Origin of the sequence: Oceanobacillus luteolus, from assembly GCF_023715655.1 — a bacterium.
Classification (GTDB): domain Bacteria; phylum Bacillota; class Bacilli; order Bacillales; family Amphibacillaceae; genus Oceanobacillus; species Oceanobacillus luteolus.
Genome location: NZ_JAMBON010000001.1, coordinates 347,093 through 371,250, shown reverse-complemented (window position 1 = coordinate 371,250; position 24,158 = coordinate 347,093). Strand labels below are relative to the sequence as shown.

At 38.3% G+C, this 24,158-nt stretch carries 22 protein-coding genes; all 22 read left to right on the top strand.

The window, feature by feature from the left end; genetic code table 11:
* The first annotated feature begins 181 nt into the window (after positions 1-181).
* The gene (gene rpsB / locus M3210_RS01935; RefSeq protein ID WP_251510715.1) at positions 182-955 is read left to right on the top strand and encodes a 30S ribosomal protein S2; all 774 of its coding nucleotides are present in this window, start codon (positions 182-184) and stop codon (positions 953-955) included.
* Positions 956-1,172: 217 nt separating this feature from the next.
* Entirely contained in the window at positions 1,173-2,054 is an 882-nt protein-coding gene (tsf, locus tag M3210_RS01930; protein ID WP_251510713.1) for a translation elongation factor Ts, read from the top strand.
* Positions 2,055-2,160: 106 nt separating this feature from the next.
* Positions 2,161-2,883: a UMP kinase gene (gene pyrH / locus M3210_RS01925; protein WP_251510710.1), complete on the top strand. Its 723-nt coding sequence runs from the start codon at positions 2,161-2,163 to the stop codon at positions 2,881-2,883.
* Positions 2,884-2,887: 4 nt separating this feature from the next.
* Positions 2,888-3,445: a ribosome recycling factor gene (frr, locus tag M3210_RS01920; protein WP_251510708.1), complete on the top strand. Its 558-nt coding sequence runs from the start codon at positions 2,888-2,890 to the stop codon at positions 3,443-3,445.
* A gap of 272 nt (positions 3,446-3,717) precedes the next feature.
* Positions 3,718-4,479 (top strand): undecaprenyl pyrophosphate synthase, encoded by a 762-nt coding sequence (gene uppS / locus M3210_RS01915; protein WP_251510706.1) that lies wholly within the window; start codon positions 3,718-3,720, stop codon positions 4,477-4,479.
* Positions 4,480-4,494: 15 nt separating this feature from the next.
* Positions 4,495-5,286 carry a phosphatidate cytidylyltransferase gene (locus tag M3210_RS01910; protein WP_251510704.1) on the top strand — a complete coding sequence of 264 codons (792 nt, stop codon included), beginning with the start codon at positions 4,495-4,497 and terminating at the stop codon, positions 5,284-5,286.
* A gap of 77 nt (positions 5,287-5,363) precedes the next feature.
* On the top strand, positions 5,364-6,638 hold the full coding sequence (rseP, locus tag M3210_RS01905; protein ID WP_251510701.1) for an RIP metalloprotease RseP: 1,275 nt from the start codon (positions 5,364-5,366) through the stop codon (positions 6,636-6,638).
* Between the two features lie 526 nt (positions 6,639-7,164).
* Positions 7,165-11,451, top strand: a complete 4,287-nt coding sequence (locus M3210_RS01900) for a PolC-type DNA polymerase III (RefSeq protein ID WP_251510698.1) — start codon at positions 7,165-7,167, stop codon at positions 11,449-11,451.
* A 239-nt stretch (positions 11,452-11,690) separates the two neighbouring features.
* Positions 11,691-12,161, top strand: coding sequence for a ribosome maturation factor RimP (gene rimP, locus M3210_RS01895; protein ID WP_251510696.1), 471 nt, complete (start codon positions 11,691-11,693; stop codon positions 12,159-12,161).
* Between the two features lie 16 nt (positions 12,162-12,177).
* Positions 12,178-13,293 (top strand): transcription termination factor NusA, encoded by a 1,116-nt coding sequence (gene nusA, locus M3210_RS01890; protein ID WP_251510694.1) that lies wholly within the window; start codon positions 12,178-12,180, stop codon positions 13,291-13,293.
* A gap of 11 nt (positions 13,294-13,304) precedes the next feature.
* Positions 13,305-13,577 carry an RNase P modulator RnpM gene (gene rnpM, locus M3210_RS01885; RefSeq protein ID WP_251510692.1) on the top strand — a complete coding sequence of 91 codons (273 nt, stop codon included), beginning with the start codon at positions 13,305-13,307 and terminating at the stop codon, positions 13,575-13,577.
* Positions 13,574-13,873 carry a YlxQ family RNA-binding protein gene (locus tag M3210_RS01880; protein WP_251510689.1) on the top strand — a complete coding sequence of 100 codons (300 nt, stop codon included), beginning with the start codon at positions 13,574-13,576 and terminating at the stop codon, positions 13,871-13,873. The genes rnpM and M3210_RS01880 overlap by 4 nt, the downstream gene beginning before the upstream one ends.
* A 20-nt stretch (positions 13,874-13,893) precedes the next feature.
* The gene (gene infB, locus M3210_RS01875) at positions 13,894-16,044 is read left to right on the top strand and encodes a translation initiation factor IF-2 (protein WP_251510686.1); all 2,151 of its coding nucleotides are present in this window, start codon (positions 13,894-13,896) and stop codon (positions 16,042-16,044) included.
* Positions 16,041-16,319 (top strand): DUF503 domain-containing protein, encoded by a 279-nt coding sequence (locus M3210_RS01870; RefSeq protein WP_251510684.1) that lies wholly within the window; start codon positions 16,041-16,043, stop codon positions 16,317-16,319. The genes infB and M3210_RS01870 overlap by 4 nt, the downstream gene beginning before the upstream one ends.
* A 40-nt stretch (positions 16,320-16,359) precedes the next feature.
* Positions 16,360-16,701, top strand: a complete 342-nt coding sequence (gene rbfA, locus M3210_RS01865) for a 30S ribosome-binding factor RbfA (RefSeq protein ID WP_251510682.1) — start codon at positions 16,360-16,362, stop codon at positions 16,699-16,701.
* 162 nt (positions 16,702-16,863) lie between these two features.
* Entirely contained in the window at positions 16,864-17,760 is an 897-nt protein-coding gene (gene truB / locus M3210_RS01860; RefSeq protein ID WP_251510680.1) for a tRNA pseudouridine(55) synthase TruB, read from the top strand.
* Between the two features lie 17 nt (positions 17,761-17,777).
* On the top strand, positions 17,778-18,713 hold the full coding sequence (gene ribF / locus M3210_RS01855) for a riboflavin biosynthesis protein RibF (RefSeq protein WP_251510677.1): 936 nt from the start codon (positions 17,778-17,780) through the stop codon (positions 18,711-18,713).
* A gap of 137 nt (positions 18,714-18,850) precedes the next feature.
* Entirely contained in the window at positions 18,851-19,120 is a 270-nt protein-coding gene (rpsO, locus tag M3210_RS01850) for a 30S ribosomal protein S15 (RefSeq protein ID WP_251510675.1), read from the top strand.
* Between the two features lie 202 nt (positions 19,121-19,322).
* Positions 19,323-21,443, top strand: a complete 2,121-nt coding sequence (gene pnp / locus M3210_RS01845) for a polyribonucleotide nucleotidyltransferase (RefSeq protein WP_251510666.1) — start codon at positions 19,323-19,325, stop codon at positions 21,441-21,443.
* Positions 21,444-21,575: 132 nt separating this feature from the next.
* Positions 21,576-22,517 (top strand): polysaccharide deacetylase family protein, encoded by a 942-nt coding sequence (locus M3210_RS01840; RefSeq protein WP_251510658.1) that lies wholly within the window; start codon positions 21,576-21,578, stop codon positions 22,515-22,517.
* 27 nt (positions 22,518-22,544) lie between these two features.
* Positions 22,545-23,765, top strand: a complete 1,221-nt coding sequence (locus M3210_RS01835) for a M16 family metallopeptidase (RefSeq protein WP_251510651.1) — start codon at positions 22,545-22,547, stop codon at positions 23,763-23,765.
* A 133-nt stretch (positions 23,766-23,898) separates the two neighbouring features.
* On the top strand, positions 23,899-24,144 hold the full coding sequence (locus tag M3210_RS01830) for a YlmC/YmxH family sporulation protein (protein ID WP_251510650.1): 246 nt from the start codon (positions 23,899-23,901) through the stop codon (positions 24,142-24,144).
* Positions 24,145-24,158: the final 14 nt, after the last annotated feature.

The window sequence follows — 24,158 nt, the reverse complement described above, 5'->3', positions numbered from 1 at the left end:
AGATAAACTTGCTTCCGCGCCCCAGTTATGATATATTAATTTCTGGTGTAAAACTCTTGTCGAATGAAGGCAAGGCAAAACACACGATTGGGGATTCACTTGTAAGGTGCCACTGCCAATGGTCTATAAGTGGAAATGAACTGGTCGGAGGAAAATATAAAACCCTTAGGAGGAATTTAAAATGGCAGCAATTTCAATGAAGCAATTACTTGAAGCTGGTGTACATTTCGGTCACCAGACACGCCGTTGGAATCCAAAGATGAAGAAATACATCTTCACTGAGCGTAACGGCATCTACATCATCGACTTGCAAAAAACAGTTAAAAAGGTTGATGAAGCATACAACTATGTAAGAGAATTAGCGGCTAATGGCGGAACAGTTCTTTTCGTAGGTACAAAGAAACAAGCACAGGATTCTGTTCGTGATGAAGCAATCCGTTCAGGAATGTTCTATGTTAACCAACGTTGGTTAGGTGGAACACTTACTAACTTCGAGACTATCCGTAAACGTATCGAACGATTAAAACAAATTGAAAGAATGGAAGAAGACGGTACATTTGAAGTACTTCCTAAAAAAGAAGTAACACTTCTTCTAAAAGAAAAAGAACGTCTTGTAAAATTCTTAGGTGGAATCAAAGAAATGAAGAAGCTTCCAGATGCTTTATTCGTTATTGACCCACGTAAAGAGCGTATTGCAATTGCAGAAGCGCACAAATTAAATATACCGATCATTGGTATTGTTGATACAAACTGTGACCCGGATGAAATTGATTATGTGATCCCAGCTAACGATGATGCAATTCGTGCAGTTAAATTGTTGACTGGTAAAATCGCTGATGCTATTTTAGAAGGTAAACAAGGTGAAGAAACTGCAGAAGTTGAAGCTCCAGTTGAAGAAGCAACAGAAAAAGAAACTGAAGTGGAAGCTGAAGTAGAAGCCTCAACTCAAGAGTAATTTTTAAAATGATGAGGGTGATAAGAGGATAATTACCTTTTATCACCTTTTTTTAAAGAAAAAGCTTTGTTTCAGGTGAACTGGCTGTAAGTTCCAAATATATTTGGAGATGCTACAAATACATAGTAGCCACAGCATTCAGTATTGCCCGTTAATACGGGGAAGTAGAACCTGGTTAAAAGAAGATTCACTTTATGATTTGAAGGAGGATATAACAATGGCAATTACAGCTAAAATGGTTAAAGAACTTCGTGAAAAAACTGGTGCAGGTATGATGGATTGTAAGAAAGCACTACAAGAGACAAATGGTGATATTGATAAAGCTATTGATTTTCTACGTGAAAAAGGTATGGCATCTGCTGCTAAAAAAGCAGATCGTATTGCAGCTGAAGGTCTTACACATGTTGAAATCGATGGCAACACAGCAGTTTTACTTGAAGTAAACTGTGAAACAGACTTCGTTACGAAAAATGAAATGTTCCTTGAGTTACTTGGAAAAATTGGTAAAGCACTATTAAATAAAAAGCCTGAAACAGTTGAAGAAGCACTAGAAACTAAAGTTGAAGGTGACGAAACACTAGAAGCAGTCATCACTCGTGCTATCTCTACAATTGGTGAAAAAATCTCTCTACGTCGTTTCACAATTTTTGAGAAAACCGATAATGATGTTTTCGGTTCTTACTTGCATATGGGAGGAAGAATTGGTGTAGTTGCTGTATTGGAAAACACAAATGATGAAGCAGTTGCTAGAGATGTAGCAATGCATGCAGCAGCAATCAACCCTCGTTATGTAAACCGTGAAGATGTTCCGGAAAATGAAGTGAATCACGAACGTGAAGTTCTAAAACAACAAGCACTAAATGAAGGTAAGCCAGAGAAAATCGTTGAGAAAATGGTTGAAGGCCGTCTTGGTAAATTCTTTGAGCAAATCGTTCTAGTTGAACAAGCATTTGTTAAAGATCCAGATGTTAAAGTGAAGAAATTTGTAGCAGATAAAGGTGCAACTGTTAAGACGTTTGTCCGTTATGAAGTAGGCGAAGGTATGGAGAAACGTGAAGAAAACTTTGCTGAAGAAGTTATGAGCCAAATTAAAAAGTAAACTAAAATAGGGAACGTATCGTTCCCTATTTTACCATGTTTTTATACAACACCGTATGAATTAGAGTAATTCATTCATAATAATATCGATTGCTATGGAGGTTACTATGACAACAGCAAAGTACCGAAGAATTGTGTTGAAATTAAGTGGAGAAGCATTGAGTGGAGACCAAGGTAATGGAATAGATCCAAAGGTTATCCGGTCAATTGCGAGACAAGTAAAAGAGGTTGTAGACCTTGGGGTAGAAGTTGCCATCGTTGTTGGAGGGGGCAATATTTGGAGAGGAAAAGTCGGTAGTGAAGTAGGAATGGACCGTGCGTCTGCAGACTATATGGGGATGCTAGCTACGGTTATGAACTCACTTGCATTACAGGACGGCCTAGAGACAATTGGAATTCCAACAAGAGTCCAGACATCCATTGAGATGCGCCAGGTTGCAGAGCCGTACATAAGAAGAAAAGCAATTCGCCACTTGGAGAAAAAGCGTGTTGTCATTTTTGCCGCTGGTACAGGAAATCCTTATTTTTCTACAGATACAACTGCTGCACTTAGAGCTGCTGAAATTGAAGCGGAAGTAATTTTAATGGCTAAAAACAATGTGGATGGTGTCTACTCCGATGACCCATTGATTAATAAAGATGCAGTTAAATATGATACACTATCTTATATGGACATGTTAAATGAAGGGCTTGGGGTAATGGATTCCACAGCTTCATCATTATGCATGGATAATAATATTCCTTTAATCGTCTTCTCTATTACAGAAGAAGGGAACATCCTGAAAGTTGTAGAAGGCGAAACAATTGGAACAACAATAAGGGGGAAATAAGACGATGTCAAATACTGTTTTCACAGAAATGAAAGAAAAAATGGAACAGGCTGTTCAAGCATTCTCCAGAAACTTGGCTACTGTAAGAGCTGGAAGAGCGAATCCCAGCCTATTGGACAGTGTGTTTGTTGATTATTATGGTGCTTCTACCCCATTGAATCAACTTGCATCTGTCGGAGCACCGGAAGCTCGTCTGCTAGTTGTAACGCCTTATGATAAAACAGCGCTTGGAGAAATCGAGAAAGCAATTCAAAAGGCAGATCTTGGACTTACACCATCCAATGATGGAAATGTCATTCGAATCAATATTCCTGCACTAACAGAAGAACGAAGAAAAGAACTGGTGAAAGTTGTCGGGAAATTTGCTGAGGAATCACGGGTTCAAGTTCGAAATATTCGCAGAGATGCAAATGACCAATTAAAAGCTTTAGAAAAGCAATCTGAGATTACCGAAGATGAACTACGTAAACTACAAGATGATGTGCAAAAAGAAACCGATCAGTTCATCGGAAAAATTGAACAGCTTGCAAAAGAAAAAGAAAAAGAAATAATGGAAGTTTAACGCAATAACACTTTATTATTAGTTGCAAAACGTGTAAAATTTGAAATAGCCCTCTTTTGATAAAGGGGGCTTTTGTATTCTTATGAGTAAACCGTTATAATGAGAATGATTTACATAATATATCGAAACGCTTCTTTCTGATATGAATAATGAAATAGGCTATACTCGCATATAATTGGTAAATAAAGTTCAAAATATGAAATGTCTTTTCTTTCCTTTACATTATGCATCTAAAAGGATATGACGAAATCAAGAAATTCGGAGGACCTGAGATGTCTATGAAAATACCTTTTATTAAAAGCAAGCAGCAAAGAAACCCAATGGTGAGTTTTTCCGATAATGTCCCAAACCATGTAGCCATTATAATGGATGGAAATGGACGTTGGGCAGAGCAACGCGGATTACCTAGGGTAGCTGGGCATAAAGAAGGTGTGAAAGCAGTCATGAAAGTCGTTCGGGCTGCAAATCAATCAAAGGTTAAAATATTAACTTTGTATGCCTTTTCCACAGAAAATTGGAATCGCCCCAAATCAGAAATCGACTTCATCATGAAGTTACCAAAAGAATTTCTACATGTTTATCTTCCTGAGTTGATGGAAAATAACGTTCGTGTGGAAACGATTGGAGATTTCGACGCACTCCCTGCACATACACAGAAAGCAGTACAATATGCAAAAAACAAAACAAAAGATAATGATGGTCTTTTGCTGAATTTCGCCTTGAATTACGGTAGCAGATACGAAATAATGCAAGCAATTAAACAAATAATGGACGATATTTATGGAAACAAAGTTACACTTGATTCATTAAATGAGGAAATGTTTTCAAAATATCTTTACACGGATGGTTTATCTGATCCAGATTTACTAATACGTACAAGTGGCGAGAAACGATTAAGCAATTTCTTGCTTTGGCAATTGGCATATAGTGAATTTTGGTTCACGGATGTACTTTGGCCTGATATGGATGAAAATATATTTAACGAAGCTATACAGGATTATCAAAAAAGGAAACGACGTTACGGAGGTATTTAAGGTGATGAAAGGTATATGAAGCAACGCATTATAACTGCAATACTAGCATTAATTGTATTCCTGCCAATTGTAATCATTGGAGACCTGCCGTTCACACTATTTATTTATTTGATTGCAACGATAGGATTAATGGAGCTGCTCCGGATGAGACACATCCCGCTCGTTTCTATTCCGGGACTTATAGGGATGATAGGATTATGGCTTATCCTTTTACCGGACCAGTCAGCTATATTTCCAATAGGTTTTCTATCGATAACTGACATATATACTGTCATTATTTTATTTCTACTCGCTTATACTGTATTAGTCCGCAATAAATTCACGTTTGATGAAGCAGGATTTGTTCTGTTGACAACATTATATGTTGGAATAGGCTTTTATTTCTTGGTTGAGACAAGACTGGGAACACAAGGCTTCAGCAATATTCTATTTGCATTTTTTATTATATGGGCAACAGATACAGGTGCATATTTTGTAGGTAGGGCATTGGGGAAAAGGAAACTTTGGCCAGACATTAGTCCGAACAAAACGGTAGAGGGTGCAATTGGTGGTATCCTTGCTGCTGTAATAGTTGCAGTTATTTTCCATTTGATACAGCCATTTCCCCATTCACTAGTTATTGTCATCATCGTATCAATTTTCGCCTCGATAGTAGGACAAGTTGGTGACTTAGTGGAATCTGCGTTTAAACGGAATTATGGAGTGAAAGACTCCGGTAAACTACTGCCAGGACACGGTGGTATATTAGATCGTTTCGATAGCCTGCTTTTTGTTCTGCCTTTCTTACATTTAATCCAATTCATTTAGATGAAAAAAATGCAATTAAAGTATAGAGTAAGTTGAAGAAGTAAGAAATAGATTTTAGATTGAGAGAGGTGCTTCATTTGACCACAGTTATCGCATTTATTTTTATGTTTGGCCTGCTTGTGTTTGTCCATGAATGGGGACACTTGATTTTTGCCAAACGGGCCGGAATGTTGGCTCGTGAGTTTGCAATCGGATTTGGTCCTAAAGTCTTTTCTTTTACGAGAAATGAAACATTGTATACCATACGACTCATTCCAGCAGGTGGATATGTGCGTGTTGCAGGTGAAGACCCTGAAATTATTGAATTAAAACCTGGACATCATATTGGAATTGAGTTTAATGAGAACAATAAAATAGACAAGATTATTGTAAATAATAAGGATAAGCATCCACACGCAAGAGTTATTGAAGTTGAACGGGTGGATTTGGATCATGAATTGATCATCGAGGGATATGAACTTGATGATGAAGATACGAAGCTTACATTCCAGGTGGACGAAAAAGCTTTCTTTATTATGGATGAGCGAGAAACTCAAATAGCTCCGTACAACAGACAATTCGCTTCCAAATCACCTGGACAGCGGGCAATGCAATTATTTGCGGGTCCAATGATGAATTTCTTGCTTGCGATCTTTATTTTTATCATTCTTGGTATTGTTCAAGGGACACAGGTGGAAGAAGCTCGAATGGGAGAAATTATTGAGGATTCCCCGGCAGATGAAGCGGGTTTTGTAACTGGAGATGAAGTTGTCCGTATTGATGATACTCCTATTTCAACTTGGGAGGAATTTACTTCCATCATTCGGGAAAATCCATCTACAGAATTGCAAATGACCGTTTTACGAGACAGTCAAGAAGAGCAGATTGTAGTCATTCCGAATGAAGTTGAATCGGTAAACGAAGTTGGTGAGCCGATTCAAATAGGACAGCTAGGTGTATATCCTGCATATGAAAAGTCTGTCATTGGTACAATTACAAATGGGTTTGAACGTACTTTCGATACCACAAAACTAATACTCACAAATTTAATGATGTTAGTTACAGGGCAGGTTTCAATTGAATTATTATCAGGTCCAGTTGGGATTTATGATGCAACTGATCAAATAGTTCAAACCGGCTTTTGGAATTTCTTACTATGGACAGCAATGCTTAGTGTAAACTTAGGGGTCATCAACTTGGTGCCTCTACCGGCGCTTGATGGTGGAAGATTATTGTTTGTGGGAATTGAATTATTACGTGGCAAACCAGTCCCACCTGAAAAAGAAGGACTTTTCCACTTCGTAGGCTTTGTATTCCTCATGCTACTCATGCTTGTCGTAACATGGAATGACATCCAACGCCTATTCTTGTAATTGGTTCTATCACAGTCCGCAGTCCAAATACCTCTCGCTTTCCGCGGGCGGCTGTGGAGCCTCTTCGAGCGCAAGCGCTCTGTGGGTTCCATTAGGCCTCTGCTCCCGCAGGAGTCTCGAGGTATTTGGACTGCTCACAGTTATTCTATTATTAATATGATTGAATTTTATTTGATATAAAGTGACTATGTATTCTAGAGTTTGTTTTAAAAAGTTTATAAGTGAATGGTTATCGCATTATTTAAATTTGGCTATTGTTACATTTCGGAAAAGCCCCGAAACACCAAAGACGCCTGGAGGATGAGAGGCATTGGTGAGGCCCCACAAGGCGATACTTCCAATAGAAAGTTCAAAGCAAAACCCACAAAACGACAAATTCAATTAAAAAGGTACAAAATCAGAAACCCTTGTCTTATAATAGAGAGCAAGGGTTTTATTACGCATTAGTGGGCTATGCAAAACCTCGCTGAAGAAGTGTTACTTTTTATTATATAGAATGGACTATTATCAAAGGGGAGGAGAAGTAATGGATTTATCCAAACGTGAGAAAATGAATATCCTACTTGAGCAGATAGACATGCCTCAAGATATGATGGATCATTTTTCAAATAGTTTTTTAAATAAATTAGTAGTGATAAAAAATACTAGAGCCTGGCATTTTAATATATATTTAGATTCTATCCTTCCTTTTCAAGTATATGAAGTTTTCCGTTTGAAACTAACCGAAGCTTTCCAAGATATCGCAAAAGTGAATCTAACGATAGAAACTGGAAATACAAATATAACGGAAGATAATTTTACAAGCTATTGGAAAGATTTTCTACAAAACCTACCTCCACTATCGCCTGCGTATAGAGAGTTAGTCGCCCAACAAAAACCGGAAGTAAACAATAATAAGATTATGTTAACTGTTAGAAACGAAGCAGAAGCACAGGCTTTAAAAAACCGTTTAAGTGATGCGATGAAAGAATATTTCTCAAGTATTGGTGCTCCTCATTTGCTGCTTGAATTGAAAGTGGACAATAACTTAGTGGAAATTGAACGGTTTAGAGAGCAGACTGCTCAGGAAGATAAACAAATCGTCATGAAAACGGTGAAAGAAAAGGAGAAACGTGATCAAGCCCGTGTAGAGGATGAAAATAAACCTCTGTTGCTTGGATACCGTATCCCTGATGAACCTATGGCGATGGAAGATATTCAGGACGAGGAAAGAAAAGTTACCATACAAGGATATGTCTTCTCCTGTGAAATAAGAGAACTGAGGTCAGGTAGAAGCCTGCTTATCTTGAAAGCGACAGATTATACCGATTCCCTAGAGATTAAAATGTTCTCGCGTGGGGAAGAAGATGCAGAAAAGTTCAAAGCTGCCAAGAAGGGAATGTGGATAAAGGCTCGAGGAAGCATTCAAACAGATATGTACTCCAATGAATTAGCTATGATGGCGAATGATATTCAACAAGTAGAAGTGAAAGAGCGGGAAGATACTGCACCCGAAGATGAAAAAAGGGTGGAATTTCATGCCCATACTACGATGAGTCAAATGGATGCGGTTGTATCGCCAAGTGCATTAGTTGCTCAAGCTGCAAATTGGGGACATAAAGCTGTGGCAATTACAGACCACGCTGGTGTACAAGGCTTTCCTGAAGCTTATGCAGCAAGTAAAAAACACGGTATAAAAGTGATATACGGTGTGGAAGCAAACTTAGTGGATGATGGTGTGCCTATTGCATACAATCCGAAAGATATTGAATTGGAGGAAGCAAGCTTTGTAGTCTTTGACGTAGAGACAACAGGACTTTCAGCTGTATACGATACGATTATTGAGCTGGCTGCCGTCAGGATACAGCAAGGTGAGATTGTCGATCGTTTCGAATCTTTTGCGAATCCCCATCATGCCCTATCAGAAACAACAATTAATCTGACCGGCATTACGGATGAAATGGTCCAAGACGCACCAGAAGTTGACGACGTCTTAAAAGATTTCCACACATGGATGGGCGAAGATATTTTAGTGGCCCATAACGCAACATTTGATATTGGATTCATTAACCAGGGATTCGAGAAAATCGGACTAGGGAAAGTGGAAAATCCTGTTATTGATACATTAGAACTTGCAAGATTTCTACTTCCACAATTGAAAAATCACCGTCTAAATACATTATGTAAGCATTTGGATATCGAATTGACGCAACATCACCGTGCAATTTATGACGCTGAAGCAACTGGATATTTGACATGGAAATTAGTAAATAAATTGCTTGAACAAGGTATAACGAACCACAATAAGTTAAATGATCATATGGGTGAGGGAGATGCCTACCAACGTTCGCGTCCGTTCCATTGTACAATTATCGCTCAAAATGACACAGGTCTTAAAAACTTATATAAGCTTGTTTCTTATGCACATATTAATTATTTCTATCGAGTACCGCGTATCCCGCGTTCTGTTTTAGAAAGTCATCGTGAAGGATTACTGATTGGTACTGCTTGTGACCAAGGCGAGGTTTTCGAAACAATGATGCAAAAATCTGAGGATGAAGCGGAAAAGGTAGCCGAGTTTTACGATTACATTGAAGTGCAGCCACCTGAGAACTTCACACATTTAATTGAAAAAGAATTGGTTCAAAATGAAGCACAAATCATAGATATTATTAAAAAGCTTGTAAATTTAGGAAGTAGATTGAATAAGCCTGTAGTGGCAACTGGTAATGTCCATTATTTGAATGAAAATGACCAGCAATATCGTCAAATTTTAATCCGTTCACAGGCTGGAAACCCATTAAACAGACATTCATTGCCAAATACTCCGTTCCGGACAACGGATGAAATGTTAAATTGTTTTACATTCCTTGGTAAAGAGAAAGCCTATGAAATTGTAGTGAGCAACACTCAAGAATTAGCTGATCGCCTTGAAAATGTCTCTCCAATAAAAGATGGATTATTTGCACCGACGATTGAAGGCGCTGAAGAAGAGATGAGGGAGTTATGTTATACAAAAGCGAAGGAAATCTATGGTGAAGATTTACCAAAGATAGTAACAGACCGCTTAGAGAAAGAATTAGACAGTATTATCGGTAATGGATTTGCGGTTATCTACTTGATTTCCCATAAACTGGTGAAAAAATCATTGGATGATGGTTATCTTGTAGGTTCACGTGGTTCCGTTGGTTCTTCTTTCGTTGCCACGATGACAGAAATTACAGAAGTAAACCCATTAGTGCCACACTATATATGTCCTTCGTGTCAGTATCATGAGTTTATTACCGATGGATCCTATGCGAGTGGGTTTGATTTACCTGATAAAGCATGTCCAGAATGCGGAGAAAATTTAGCTAAAGACGGACAAGATATCCCGTTTGAAACCTTCTTAGGTTTTAAAGGAGACAAAGTGCCTGATATTGATTTGAACTTCTCCGGTATCTATCAACCAAGGGCGCATAACTATACAAAAGAGCTGTTTGGAGAAGACTATGTTTATCGTGCGGGAACAATCGGTACCGTTGCAGAAAAAACAGCTTATGGATATGTGAAAGGTTATGCGAATGATAATAATCTAAAAATTAAACGGGCAGAGATTGACAGGCTTGTTCAGGGCTGTACCGGTGTAAAACGGACAACTGGGCAACATCCGGGAGGAATCATTGTTGTACCTGACGATAAGGAAATATATGATTTTACTCCAATCCAGTATCCAGCTGATGATAGAAAAAGTGAATGGAAGACAACTCACTTTGACTTCCACTCTATTGATGAGAATCTGTTGAAGCTTGATATTCTGGGACATGATGATCCGACCGTAATTCGTATGCTTCAAGACCTCAGTGGTATCGATCCAAAAGACATTCCGACAGATGATCCCGAAGTGATGAAAATATTCTCGGGTACAGAATCTTTAGGAGTGACTCCAGAACAAATCAATTGTAAAACAGGAACTTTAGGGGTGCCTGAATTCGGTACGAAGTTCGTAAGGCAAATGCTGGAAGATACGAAACCTAGCACATTCGCGGAACTTCTGATTATCTCAGGTCTATCGCATGGTACCGATGTATGGTTAGGGAATGCGCAAGAATTGATTAATGATGGTATATGTGAGTTGTCAGATGTAATTGGTTGTCGTGACGACATTATGGTTTATTTAATGCAAAAAGGGTTAGAACCAGCTTTAGCATTTACCATCATGGAGTCCGTACGTAAAGGCAGAGGACTCAAGGATGAATGGATTGAAGAAATGAGAAAGAACGATGTGCCGAATTGGTACGTTGAGTCCTGTAAAAAGATTAAATATATGTTCCCGAAAGCCCACGCAGCTGCATATGTTTTGATGGCGATCCGGATTGCGTACTTCAAGGTACATCATCCAATTCTTTTCTACGCCGCTTACTTCACAGTTAGGGCAAGCGACTTTGAACTTGATACGATGATAAAAGGTTCGGCAGCACTTAGACAACGAATCGAATCCATAACCGTAAAAGGAAATGATGCTTCACCTAAAGAAAAGTCACTTCTAACCGTGTTAGAAGTTGCTTTGGAAATGTGTGAACGTGGATTCTCTTTCCAAAAAGTTGATTTGTACCGCTCAAGTGCTACTGAGTTTATCGTAGATGGTGACTCGCTTCTTCCTCCGTTTAATGCTGTAGATGGACTTGGAACAAACGCTGCATTAAATATAGTTGAAGCAAGAAAAGATGGAGAATTTTTATCCAAGGAAGATTTACAGGAACGTAGCAGGATTGGAAAATCAGTGTTAGAGTATCTAGAACAGCATGGTGCTTTGGAGGGTATGGAAGAGAAGAACCAATTATCTCTGTTTTAACATATTCCAGTAGACTACTTGCAAACATATTTTACCTATGGTATACTAATTTTCGGAAAGTATCGATTGAACGTTTAAGGAGTGGGTGATAACCCACTCCTTCTTCTTAAGAACTTATTCTTTAATTTTTGTCCCTAGCCCCTTTATATTAGGCTAGGGTTTTATATTGTCACTTTAAATATGAAAAAGATTAAACTTGTACATAATAAGGAATATAGGCTTGTAGAAGGAGGATGACGATGGGTTCAAAAGTAATTGAAACAACAGAAGAACTTGTTAAACCAATTTTAGTAGAAAATGACTTGGAATTAGTTGATATTGAATATGTGAAGGAAGGTAAAAACTGGTTCCTTCGTGTGTTTATTGATAAACCAGGTGGTGTAGATATCACAGAGTGTGGGATGGTGTCGGAAAAACTCAGTGAAAAGCTTGATGCAACTGATCCGATTAAAGAGGCCTATTTTCTCGAAGTTTCTTCACCTGGTGCTGAAAGGCCATTAAAAACAAAACAGGATATTGCTGACAGTGTCGGTAAAAACGTCTATGTAACGTTGTATGAACCAATTAATGGTGAGAAATCGTACGAGGGCATTTTAAAAAAACTTGAAGATGATGTGCTCACCATTGAATACAAAGTGAAGACAATGAAAAAACAGATTGACATACCATATGAAAAAATAGCTAAAGCAAGATTAGCTGTAATGTTCTAATAAGGGGGATTATGAAGTGAGTAGTCAGTTGTTTGATGCAATTGAATTTTTGGCAGAGGAAAAAGGCATTGAGAAGGAAATATTGATAGAAGCTCTTGAAGCTGCTTTAATTTCAGCCTATAAGAAAAACTTTAAGTCTGCCACTAATGTGCGCGTAGAGCTTAATGAAGAAAAAGGAACAATGAAGGTATTCTCCAGAAAGACAATTGTCGATGAAGTGGAGGATACACAACAAGAGATTTCACTTTCAGAAGCGAAACAAATTGACCCCAATTATGAAATTGACGATGTAATTGAGGTTGAAGTGACACCGAAGGACTTTGGACGTATTGCCGCTCAAGCAGCTAAACAAGTTGTAACTCAAAGAGTAAGAGAAGCTGAACGCGGTGTGATCTATTCAGAATACGTTGATCGGGAAGATGACGTAATGACAGGCATTATCCAACGTAAAGACCCAAGATTCGTTTACATTAATTTAGGTAAAATTGAAGCAAAACTTGCTGAAGCTGAACAAATGCCTACAGAAGAATACAATATCCATGATCGAATCAAAGTTTATGTCACAAAGGTTGAAAATACAAGCAAAGGTCCACAGATTTATATTTCTAGATCGCATCCTGGACTTTTAAAACGTCTATTTGAAATGGAAGTCCCTGAAATTTACGATGGAGTAGTAGAGATCAAATCGGTTGCAAGAGAAGCTGGTGACCGTTCGAAAATCTCAGTTTATGCAGATAATCCGGACGTAGATGCAGTTGGATCATGTGTCGGACCAAGAGGTCAGCGAGTCCAAGCAATCGTAGATGAATTGAAAGGTGAGAAAATCGACATCGTGGAATGGGATGAAGATCCTGTTGTATATGTCTCTAACGCACTTAGCCCTTCTAAGGTAATTGAAGTGATCGTGAATGAAGAAGAAAAAGCGACAACGGTGATCGTACCTGATTACCAGCTTTCATTGGCTATTGGTAAACGTGGCCAAAATGCGAGATTAGCTGCAAAATTAACCGGTTGGAAAATCGATATTAAGAGTGAAACGGAAGCTAGAAATCAAGGGCTATTAACAGAAGAAACAGATAACACCGTGGAAGACGAAACTTATTCAATGAATGATAATGATTTATTTGAATAGGGGGAAAGAATATGGCAACAAAACGTAAGATTCCAGAAAGAAAATGCGTCGTTACAGGTGAAATGCGGCCGAAGAAAGAATTGATCCGCATCGTACGCAATAAAGAAGGGGAAGTTTTTGTCGATCCGACAGGTAAGAAAAACGGACGGGGTGCTTATTTGACTGGAAGTTTAGAAGTAATTGATAAGGCAGAAAAAACGAACGTCCTATCCCGTGTGTTGAACACAGAAATTGACCCAGTAATCTATGAAGAGTTAAGGAAACTTGTGGGGACAAATGAATGAAAAATTATTTGAATCTACTCGGACTTGCCTTCCGAGCGGGCAAGTGTTCCACTGGTGAAGATGCAATATTAAGAGATGTACGAAGTCAAAAAGCAAAGCTAGTCATCCTTGCAAAAGACACCGGTGAGCAAACGAAAAAGAAATTAACGGATAAATGCACCTATTATAAGGTTCCATATATCATTGTGGATGAGGATCGGGAAACAATAGCCCATGCAATAGGCAAATCCCAGAGGGTTGCGATCGCTATTCTTGATGCAGGATTTGCAAAGAAAATTAAATCGTTCTTTGGGTAATCAATTTCGGGGGTGAATGTATGACTAAAATGCGTGTATATGAATATGCCAAAAAGAATAACTTGACGAGTAAACAAGTAATAAACCATCTGAAAGATATGGAAGTTGAAGTAACAAATCATATGTCTACAATTTCAGAGAATACAATAAAGTTACTCGATAAAAAATTTAACCCGCAAGAAAGCCAAGGAGAAACTAAACAGAAGAGTAATTCACAATCCAATCAGGCTAAATCTGAACGGCCTAAGTCTTCTGAGAAGAAACAAATTAATAAAGGGAGCCAACAAATGACAGGGAAAAAAGAGCAAAACAAGCAAAGTAAACCTAACAACAACAGAAATCGAAATCATAATCAAAAGAGAAGAAAAGGTAATCAGAGAGGCAGACAGCAACAAGTTCAACCTGCACCTGATTTAACACCTGACAAAATCACATATAGCAGCACTTTAACTGTAAGTGATCTTGCAAGCAAGCTGCATAAGAAAGAATCTGAAATCATTAAAAAGCTCATGTTCATGGGAGTAATGGCTACGAAAAACCAGGACTTGGACGACGATACCATTGAATTGATCTGCAGTGAATATGGTGTGGAAGTCGAGAAAGAAATTGTGTTAGAAGATACTGATTTTGAAAAGTATAAAGTAGAAGAAAAAGAAGAGGATCTAAAAGAAAGGCCAGCTGTCGTTACTATTATGGGACACGTTGACCATGGTAAAACTACGACCTTAGATTCTATCCGTCAAACAAAGGTAACTGCAGGAGAAGCTGGGGGAATTACTCAGCATATCGGAGCTTATCAAGTTGAAGTAAATGATAAGAAAATCACATTCCTTGATACACCTGGACACGCAGCTTTCACAAGCATGCGTTCACGTGGTGCACAAGTAACGGATATTGCTATCTTAGTTGTTGCAGCGGATGATGGAGTCATGCCTCAAACCGTTGAAGCAATTAATCACGCGAAGGCTGCAGAGGTTCCAATTATCGTTGCTGTGAATAAAATGGATAAAGAAACAGCGAATCCAGACCGAGTCATGCAAGAATTGACGGAATATGAGTTGATACCTGAGGACTGGGGTGGAGATACAATATTTGTTAATATCTCGGCAATCAAGCACGATGGAATCGATGACCTCCTTGAAATGGTATTACTTGTTGCTGAAGTGGAAGAATTGAAGGCGAATCCTGATGCCAATGCATCTGGTACTGTTATTGACGCAGAGCTTGATAAAGGTAAAGGGCCAGTTGCTACGCTACTTGTACAAAATGGAACGCTGCATGTTGGGGACGCACTCGTAGTTGGAAACACATACGGCCGTGTAAGAGCAATGGTTAATGATGAGGGTAACCGTGTAGAAGTGGCAGGACCATCTACTCCTGTTGAAATTACAGGATTGAATGATGTTCCACAAGCCGGAGATCAATTCCTCGTATTTGAAGATGAGAAAAAAGCAAGACAAATTGGGGAAGCTCGTCAACAAAAATTCATTGTTGAAAATCGTGGTGCCCAATCGAAAGTCAGTCTTGATGATTTGTTCGAACAAATCAAACAAGGTGATATGAAGGATTTAAATATTATCATTAAAGCAGATGTACAAGGATCTGCAGAAGCACTTTCCTCATCCCTGAAGAAGATCGAGGTGGAAGGTGTTAAAGTTAAAATTATCCATACTGGAGTTGGAGCAATAACAGAATCCGATATTATTTTGGCATCAGCATCAAATGCCATCATTATAGGATTCAACGTTAGACCAGATGTGAATGCAAGAAACGCTGCAGAAAGAGAAAAAGTTGATGTGAGATTGCATCGTGTAATTTATAAAGCCATTGAAGAGATAGAAGCAGCGATGAAAGGAATGCTTGATCCAGAGTATGAGGAGAAAGTAATCGGACAAGCGGAAGTTCGTGAAACATTTAAGGTATCCCGTATCGGTACAATTGCTGGAAGTTATGTGACCGATGGTAAAATCACAAGAGATGCCGGTGTTCGGATTATCCGTAACGGAGTAGTCTTATTTGAAGGTGAAATCGAAGCATTGAAACGATTTAAAGATGATGTCCGAGAAGTGGCACAGAACTATGAATGTGGAATTACAATCACTAACTTTAACGATATCAAAGAAGGAGATATCATCGAAGCGTTTATTATGGAGGAAATCAAACGTACATGATTTTATACGCTGAAGTAGAATGTTTTTTCTATGATGGGAATTCGCTGAAGGATAAGCGTTCCATCTTGAAGAGATTGTTTGCAAAATTGACGAATGATCATAATGTGGCTGTAGCTGAATTAGATTATCAAGATTTATGGCAACGGACAAAGTTCGGAATCGTGACTATCTCATCCAATTCGAATCATGCTGAGAAGGTGATTCAACAAGTATTGAGGATTGTAGATCAATTTCCAGAACTGGAGCGCACTATAACTACCGTTGATAAACTATAACTCTTCAAATAATTAAATGATTCACTAATGAGGTGATAACATGTCTGAATTACGTGCCAATCGTGTTGCCGAACAAATGAAGAAAGAACTGGGCGAGATTTTAACAGCAAAAATAAAAGATCCTAGAGTTGGATTTGTTACGGTGACTGATGTAGAAGTTACTGGTGACTTACAACAAGCAACCATTTATATCTCAGTATTAGGGACGGATAAAGAGAAACAAGAAACACTTCTTGGGCTCACGAAAGCTAAGGGATTTATCCGTTCGGAGATTGGTAAAAGAATCCGTCTCAGAAAAACTCCTGAGCTCCTTTTTGAATTTGATGAAGCATATGAATATGGGAACCGGATTGAAACGATTCTCAGGGATCTGAATAAATAATGGAGATTCTGACTCCTCGTTCTTATTTTCTTAAGCAGAGACTGCGAAATGGATTGGTCCTCACCTAAAAGATGGTTTTAGATGAGGATCAACTATTCGATTTGAAGAGTCAGAACTTTTCATTGCCCTTTTTTATTTATATGAGTTATGGGAGTGAATAAAATGGATGGAATCCTTCCATTATGGAAGCCAAGAGGTTGGACTTCCCATGATTGCGTTATGAAAATACGCAAAATCTTTAAAACTAAAAAAGTCGGCCATACCGGAACTTTAGACCCTGAAGTAGAAGGGGTCCTTCCTATTTGTATTGGTCAAGCTACTAAAATTGTGCCTTATTTAATGGATACGAAAAAGGTATATATCGCAGAAGTGCAACTTGGCAAAACAACGGAAACGGAAGACAGCTATGGGGAAGTAGTAGAGACAGCGGAAGTAAATTCCATGCCTTCTCTAGAACAGATCGACAAAGTGCTTCAATCATTCCTTGGTGACACAATACAAATCCCGCCAATGTATTCTGCAGTAAAAGTGAATGGAAAGAAATTATATGAATATGCGCGAGCCAACGAATCGGTCGAACGTCCAAAAAGGACCATCCATATTTATTCGATTGATCGATTACTGGTTAATGAAGAGGACCATAGTATCAAATTTCAGGTAACATGTTCAAAGGGAACTTATATCAGAACGCTTTGTGTTGATATCGGAAAAAAACTCGGTTTTCCCGCACATATGTCTTTTCTTGAAAGAATTAAAACCGGAAGCTTCGATAAAGACGGTTCATACACATTCGATGATATCCATCAGGCTCAGGAGGAAGATAAACTCCAAAAATTATTGCAGCCGATTGTGTCAGGATTGAATCACTTATCACAAATTGAAGTGGATGAATATATAAAACAAAAGATTTCATATGGACAAAAGTTACCGATGCCAGATAAGATTCCGGAGAGCACTCCATTTCTTATGATGCATCAAGATGAATTGTTAGCTATTTATCAACTGCATGAAAAGAATGAGCATGAAATAAAACCGGTCCGGATCTTTAAAGCTTTATAAAAAGTAGGTGAATTGACGTGAGAACATTCGAGTTGACTTATCCACATCATTTTGAAGTGGATGATATGCCCGAAACCGTATGTGCCATAGGTTTTTTTGACGGTATACATAAAGGACATCAGCAAGTCATTGGTAAAGCTGTACAAGTCGCGCAAGAAAACGGCATGGAAAGTGCTGTGATAACTTTTCACCCACATCCATCGGTTGTCTTGAAAAAAGGAACAAGACATGTGCAATACATTACACCTTTACGAGAAAAGCAAGAAATTCTGCAAAAGATGAATGTGGACAGATTATATATAATCGAGTTTAATAAAGAACTATCTGGGCTAAGTCCGCAAGAATTTATCGATCATTTTATTATCGGTTTGAACATAAAACACCTTGTAGCAGGTTTTGATTATAGTTTTGGACATAAAGGGTCAGGGAATATGACGAATATTTCCGACTATACCCGTGGTAAATTTGACTATACTGTTATCGATAAAGTTACCTTGGATGACGAGAAGGTGAGTTCAACACGTATCAGAGAACTGTTGAAACAAGGAAATGTTGAAACAGTTAATAAATTGCTCAAAAGGCCATTGAAGTACACAAGCGTCGTGATACGTGGAGCACAACGAGGAAGAGATCTTGGTTATCCTACTGCAAACCTAAGAATAGTTGAAGATGCTTTACTTCCTAAAATCGGTATATATGCTGTAAGAGTCATTTATAAAAACGCTGTGTATGAAGGTATGGCAAGTATCGGGACAAACCCGACATTCAAAGAGGATCAAGGTAATTTATCAGTTGAAGTGAATATCTTTGATTATAATAACGACTTATATGGGGAAGAATTACAAATAGAATGGCATAAATTTATCCGTGAGGAACAGGTGTTCCCGGATGCTGAAAGCTTAATCGAACAACTAGCCCGTGATGAAGTTGACATTCGAAATTATTTCCACTAATTATTTTTAAGTGTAAAACCTTGATTTTTTTGTCGAGGAAAGATATACTGATAAAGATAAACCATCTCTTGGCAAATCGTAACTCCGACGATTGCTAGGTGACTGGGGTTAATTTTAAGATATAGGAGGTGGACCCAATGGCGATTTCACAAGAACGTAAAAATGAACTGATCAATGAATTTAAAGTTCACGAAACTGATACTGGTTCTCCTGAAGTACAAATTGCTGTACTTACAGAAGAAATCAATCTACTGAATGAGCATCTTCGTGTTCATAAGAAGGATCATCACTCACGCCGCGGTCTGTTTAAAATGGTTGGTAAACGTCGTAACCTATTAAACTACCTACGTAACAAAGATGTTACACGTTACCGCGATTTAATTCAAAAACTTGGTCTACGTCGATAATATTTTTAGAGAAAGCAGGAGAAATCCTGCTTTTTCTTTTAATTAAAATTAGTTGATGGATGGCACATGAATAGACTTACAGTTTGATTCTCATACTACTATCGTTTATTCTAGAGTAAGAATGACTGTTTTTAGGAAAGCGGATGATTTTCCGATTTAATACATTTAAGATGATGTTGTATTGAAAGGAGCACTATATTAGATGGCAGAAGAAAAACAAATTTTTTCCACAGAAATTTCAGGCTCTACGTTCAGAGTAGAAATAGGAGAGCTTGCAAAACAGGCTGGTGGAGCGGCGATGATCCACTATGGAGATACTTCGGTGCTTGCAGTAGCTACAAGTTCAAAGGAACCAAAGGACTTACCTTTCTTTCCTCTAACAGTGAACTATGAAGAACGATTATATGCGGTTGGTAAAATTCCAGGTGGTTTTATTAAACGGGAAGGAAGACCGAGTGAAAAGGCTATTCTTGCATCTCGCCTCATCGACCGTCCAATCCGTCCTCTGTTTCCAGATGGGTATCGTAATGAAGTACAGGTTATCAGTACAGTAATGAGTGTAGACCAAGACTGTTCTTCAGAAATTGCTGCTATGATTGGATCATCAATTGCATTAAGTATATCCAACATTCCTTTTAAAGAACCGATTGCTGGAGTGCAAGTTGGACGAGTTGATGGGAAATTCATTATTAACCCTACTGTTGAGCAACAGGAAAAAAGTGATATTGAACTGACAGTTGCTGGAACAAAAGATGCCGTCAACATGGTTGAAGCAGGAGCTGAAGAAGTATCAGAAGAAGTGATGCTTGAAGCAATCATGTTCGGACATGAAGAAATCAAACGTTTAGTAGCATTTCAGGAAGAAATCATTTCCAAATTGACGATTGAAAAATCTGAAGTGGAGTTATTTGAACTGAATGAAGAGTTGAGTAAGGAACTTGAAAAAGAAGCAAAAGAGAAACTTACTGCAGCTATTCAAGTGAAGGAAAAACATGAACGAGAAGATGCTATTAAAGCGGTGAAGGACGAAATTTTAGCGAAGTATGATGAGGAGACGGAAGCAGAGACCCTTGAACAAGCAAAAAGTATTCTTGATGAAATGGTAAAAGAAGAGGTTCGTCGTCTAATTTCTCAAGAAAAAATTCGTCCTGATGGAAGAAAACCAAATGAGATTCGCCCACTTTCCAGTCGTGTTTCTATATTGCCACGTACTCACGGATCAGGTCTTTTCACACGTGGTCAAACACAAGCATTAAGTGTTTGTACTTTAGGTGCGTTAGGTGACGTGCAAATATTGGATGGGTTGGACTTGGAAGAATCAAAACGATTTATGCACCATTACAACTTCCCACAGTATAGTGTAGGTGAAACTGGTCCAATGCGTGGTCCTGGTAGAAGGGAAATCGGACACGGAGCTTTAGGTGAACGAGCACTAGAAAAAGTGATTCCTTCTGAAAAAGACTTCCCGTATACGATTAGACTTGTATCTGAAGTACTTGAATCTAATGGATCCAGTTCGCAAGCGAGTATTTGCGCAAGCACATTGGCACTAATGGATGCAGGTGTACCTATCAAAGCTCCAGTTGCCGGAATCGCGATGGGCCTTGTAAAAACTGGAGATGACTATACAATTCTTACAGATATTCAAGGGATGGAAGACGCTCTTGGCGATATGGACTTCAAGGTAGCAGGTACCGAGAAAGGGATTACTGCGCTCCAAATGGATATCAAAATTGAAGGATTATCTCAACAAATTTTAGAAGAAGCACTCGAACAAGCGAAAAATGGCCGTATGCAAATTTTAAAATCAATGCTTGAGACGATATCTCAACCTAAGCATGAACTATCACCATTTGCACCTAAAATTATGACCATGTCCATCAACCCTGATAAAATCCGTGATGTGATTGGACCAAGTGGAAAACAAATCAATCAAATCATTGATGAAACGGGAGTTAAAATCGACATTGAACAAGACGGTAAAATTTATATCTCTTCTACCGATCAGACTATGAACGATAAAGCTAAAAAGATTATTGAAGATATTGTTCGTGAAGTTGAAGTAGGACAAATGTATCTTGGTACGGTGAAGCGTATTGAGAAATTCGGCGCCTTCGTTGAATTATTTAAAGGAAAAGATGGATTAGTCCATATATCTGAGCTTCAAATTGAACGGACCAACAAAGTGGAAGACGTCGTATCGATTGGTGATGAAATTCTTGTTAAGGTCAAAGAAATTGATAACCAAGGTCGTGTAAACCTTTCAAGAAAAGCAGTTCTTCTTGAAGAAAAAGAAAGAAAAGAAAAAGCTAATCAAGAATAAACGGAAAATGGGATAGAAATCCCGTTTTCTACCCAAGATAAAAAGAAGCTGATTGATTAATTTCAGTTTCTTTTTTTAGTGTTTGCATACCTTGTCCCATTACAGCATAAATTGAGTGCAGGGGGAGGTATTATGCAAACATATAAAAAGTATGTCAATCTACTATTATTTATTCTCATCATAGTTTCTGCCTTCAGAATAGAACCTCAAGACTTTCAATGGAATGTACTGCCGGTAGTTCAGTTAAGCGCTGACGCATTATATGAAGAACTCGTTGAAAAGGCGGACGATGAACAATATTACGAAGCCCCTTCCGAACCATATATTGACCGTGTCTGGAAAAAGACACCAGGCAGGAACGGAAGGAAAATTAATGTTGAACAATCCTATGAAAAAATGAAGGAAACTGGAGTATTTGATGAGGACTTACTTGTATTTGACCAAATTGAACCGAGTGTGACATTAGCAGATCTAGGTCCATCACCTATTTACCGTGGACATCCAGAGAAGATGATGGTTTCTTTTATGATAAATGTTTCTTGGGGCGGTGAACATATACCCGCTATTTTAAATACCCTTCAGGAACATAAGGTTAAAGCAAACTTTTTTATAGAAGGAAAATGGGCAAGAGAAAATCCTGACCTAGTGAAGATGATTGCTGAGAAAGGTCATTTGATCGGAAATCATGCATACAACCATCCAGATATGGCTAGAATAAATTTATCGGAAATACAGACGCAAATCAAACAAACAAATGAGATCCTTACGGCCATTCTCGATGATACTCCATTATATTTCACCCCGCCTAGCGGTAGCTTTAATGATCAGGTTGTGAAGGTTGCTGCCGAGGAAGGAATGGAGACTGTTCTTTGGACAACAGACACGATAGATTGGAAGAAACCTTCTGTTTCTGTTATGATAAATCGAGTAAGCAACAAAGTTCACCCTGGTGCCATTATTTTAATGCATCCAACACCAGTCATTGCTGAAGGGCTAGGCGAATTAATCACACTCCTTAAAGAGAAGGATTATCGATTAGGGAGGCTCGATACGCTGTTCAGTACGGAAAGATAATTAGGAGGATATATAGGGGGAGTAATATTGATTCAAAAACATCAAAGTAAAAATGGGCTAAGAATTGTGTTGGAAAGTATCCCTACCGTTCGTTCAGTCACAATAGGAATTTGGATACTGACCGGTTCACGAAATGAAAATATAGAAAATAACGGTATCGCCCATTTCATCGAGCATATGTTATTTAAGGGAACAAAGAAACGGACTGCACAGGATATTGCGGAGGCCTTTGATTCTATTGGCGGGCAGATTAATGCATTTACTGCAAAGGAATATACCTGCTTCTATGCAAAGGTTCTCGACACCCATAAGGAGCTGGCTCTAGAGATATTGGCTGATATGTTCTTCAACTCCAAATTCGATGAAGAAGAAATGGAGCGGGAGAAAAAAGTTGTTTATGAAGAAATTAAAATGTATGAGGATACACCAGATGATATTGTTCACGATATCTTAGCGCAAGCAGCCTTTGGTGATCATCCATTAGGATTTCCTATCATAGGTTCAGAAAAACAATTAAAAACATTCAATCCTGAACTATTAAGGGAGTATACACATTCCCACTATACCCCTGAAAATATTGTTATTTCTGTTGCAGGAAATGTTGATGATTCATTTATACACACCATCGATGGATATTTTGGATCTTTTTCTGGTGCCGAACAACATGATAGTAAAGCGGTACCTGTATTTGTTGCGGATTCAATTAATCGCAAGAAAGATACAGAACAAGCGCATTTTTGTTTAGGCTATGAAGGCCTGCCAATTAATGATCCATCAACATATAGTTTGATTATACTCAACAATATATTAGGTGGAAGCATGAGTTCCCGACTGTTTCAAGAGGTTCGTGAAAAGCAAGGACTTGCTTATTCTGTATTCTCTTACCATACTTCTTATCTCGATCAAGGATTGCTGACAATTTATGCTGGTACGGGTAACGATCAATTAAATAAATTAAAACAGACGATTACCGATTCGATAGAACAACTTACGGAAAAAGGGATTACAGATAAAGAATTACATAATAGTAAGGAACAACTGAAGGGAAATCTTGTACTAAGTTTGGAAAGCACAAATAGCAGGATGAGCAGGAATGGCAGAAATGAGCTGCTGTTAAGGAAACATCGTTCTTTGGATGAAATGATTCAAGAAATTGATCGGGTTTCTCAAAGTTCTATACGTTCTGTAATCGACAAGGTGTTTCTAACAAAGCCAGCTACAGCGATTATTGCATCTGATCAAAATTAATAATGTACATATTTACAGCGAGCCTAATATTTGGCTCGCTTTTTTAATGTCTTTCACTTGGTACAGCTAATTTAGTGATAAATGTTCATGAATTACTCAACAAGAGCATAAAATTAATGAGGAGGTCATGGACATGCGCTTTAAGGAAATCAGTGGAAAAGAAATTATTGATGTGAATCAAGGAGTTAAACTAGGGGTGCTTGGCCAATCGGATTTGGAAATCGATGAACAAACCGGACAGATTGAAGCTTTCATCGTACCAAGTTATAAATGGTTCGGATTGAAAAAGGAAAGTGATGAAGTCTTAATCCGATGGAGAAATATCAAAGTGATTGGAGAAGATATGATTGTAGTGGAATCGGATAGTCTCAGCGACTAATTAGGCTGATATCG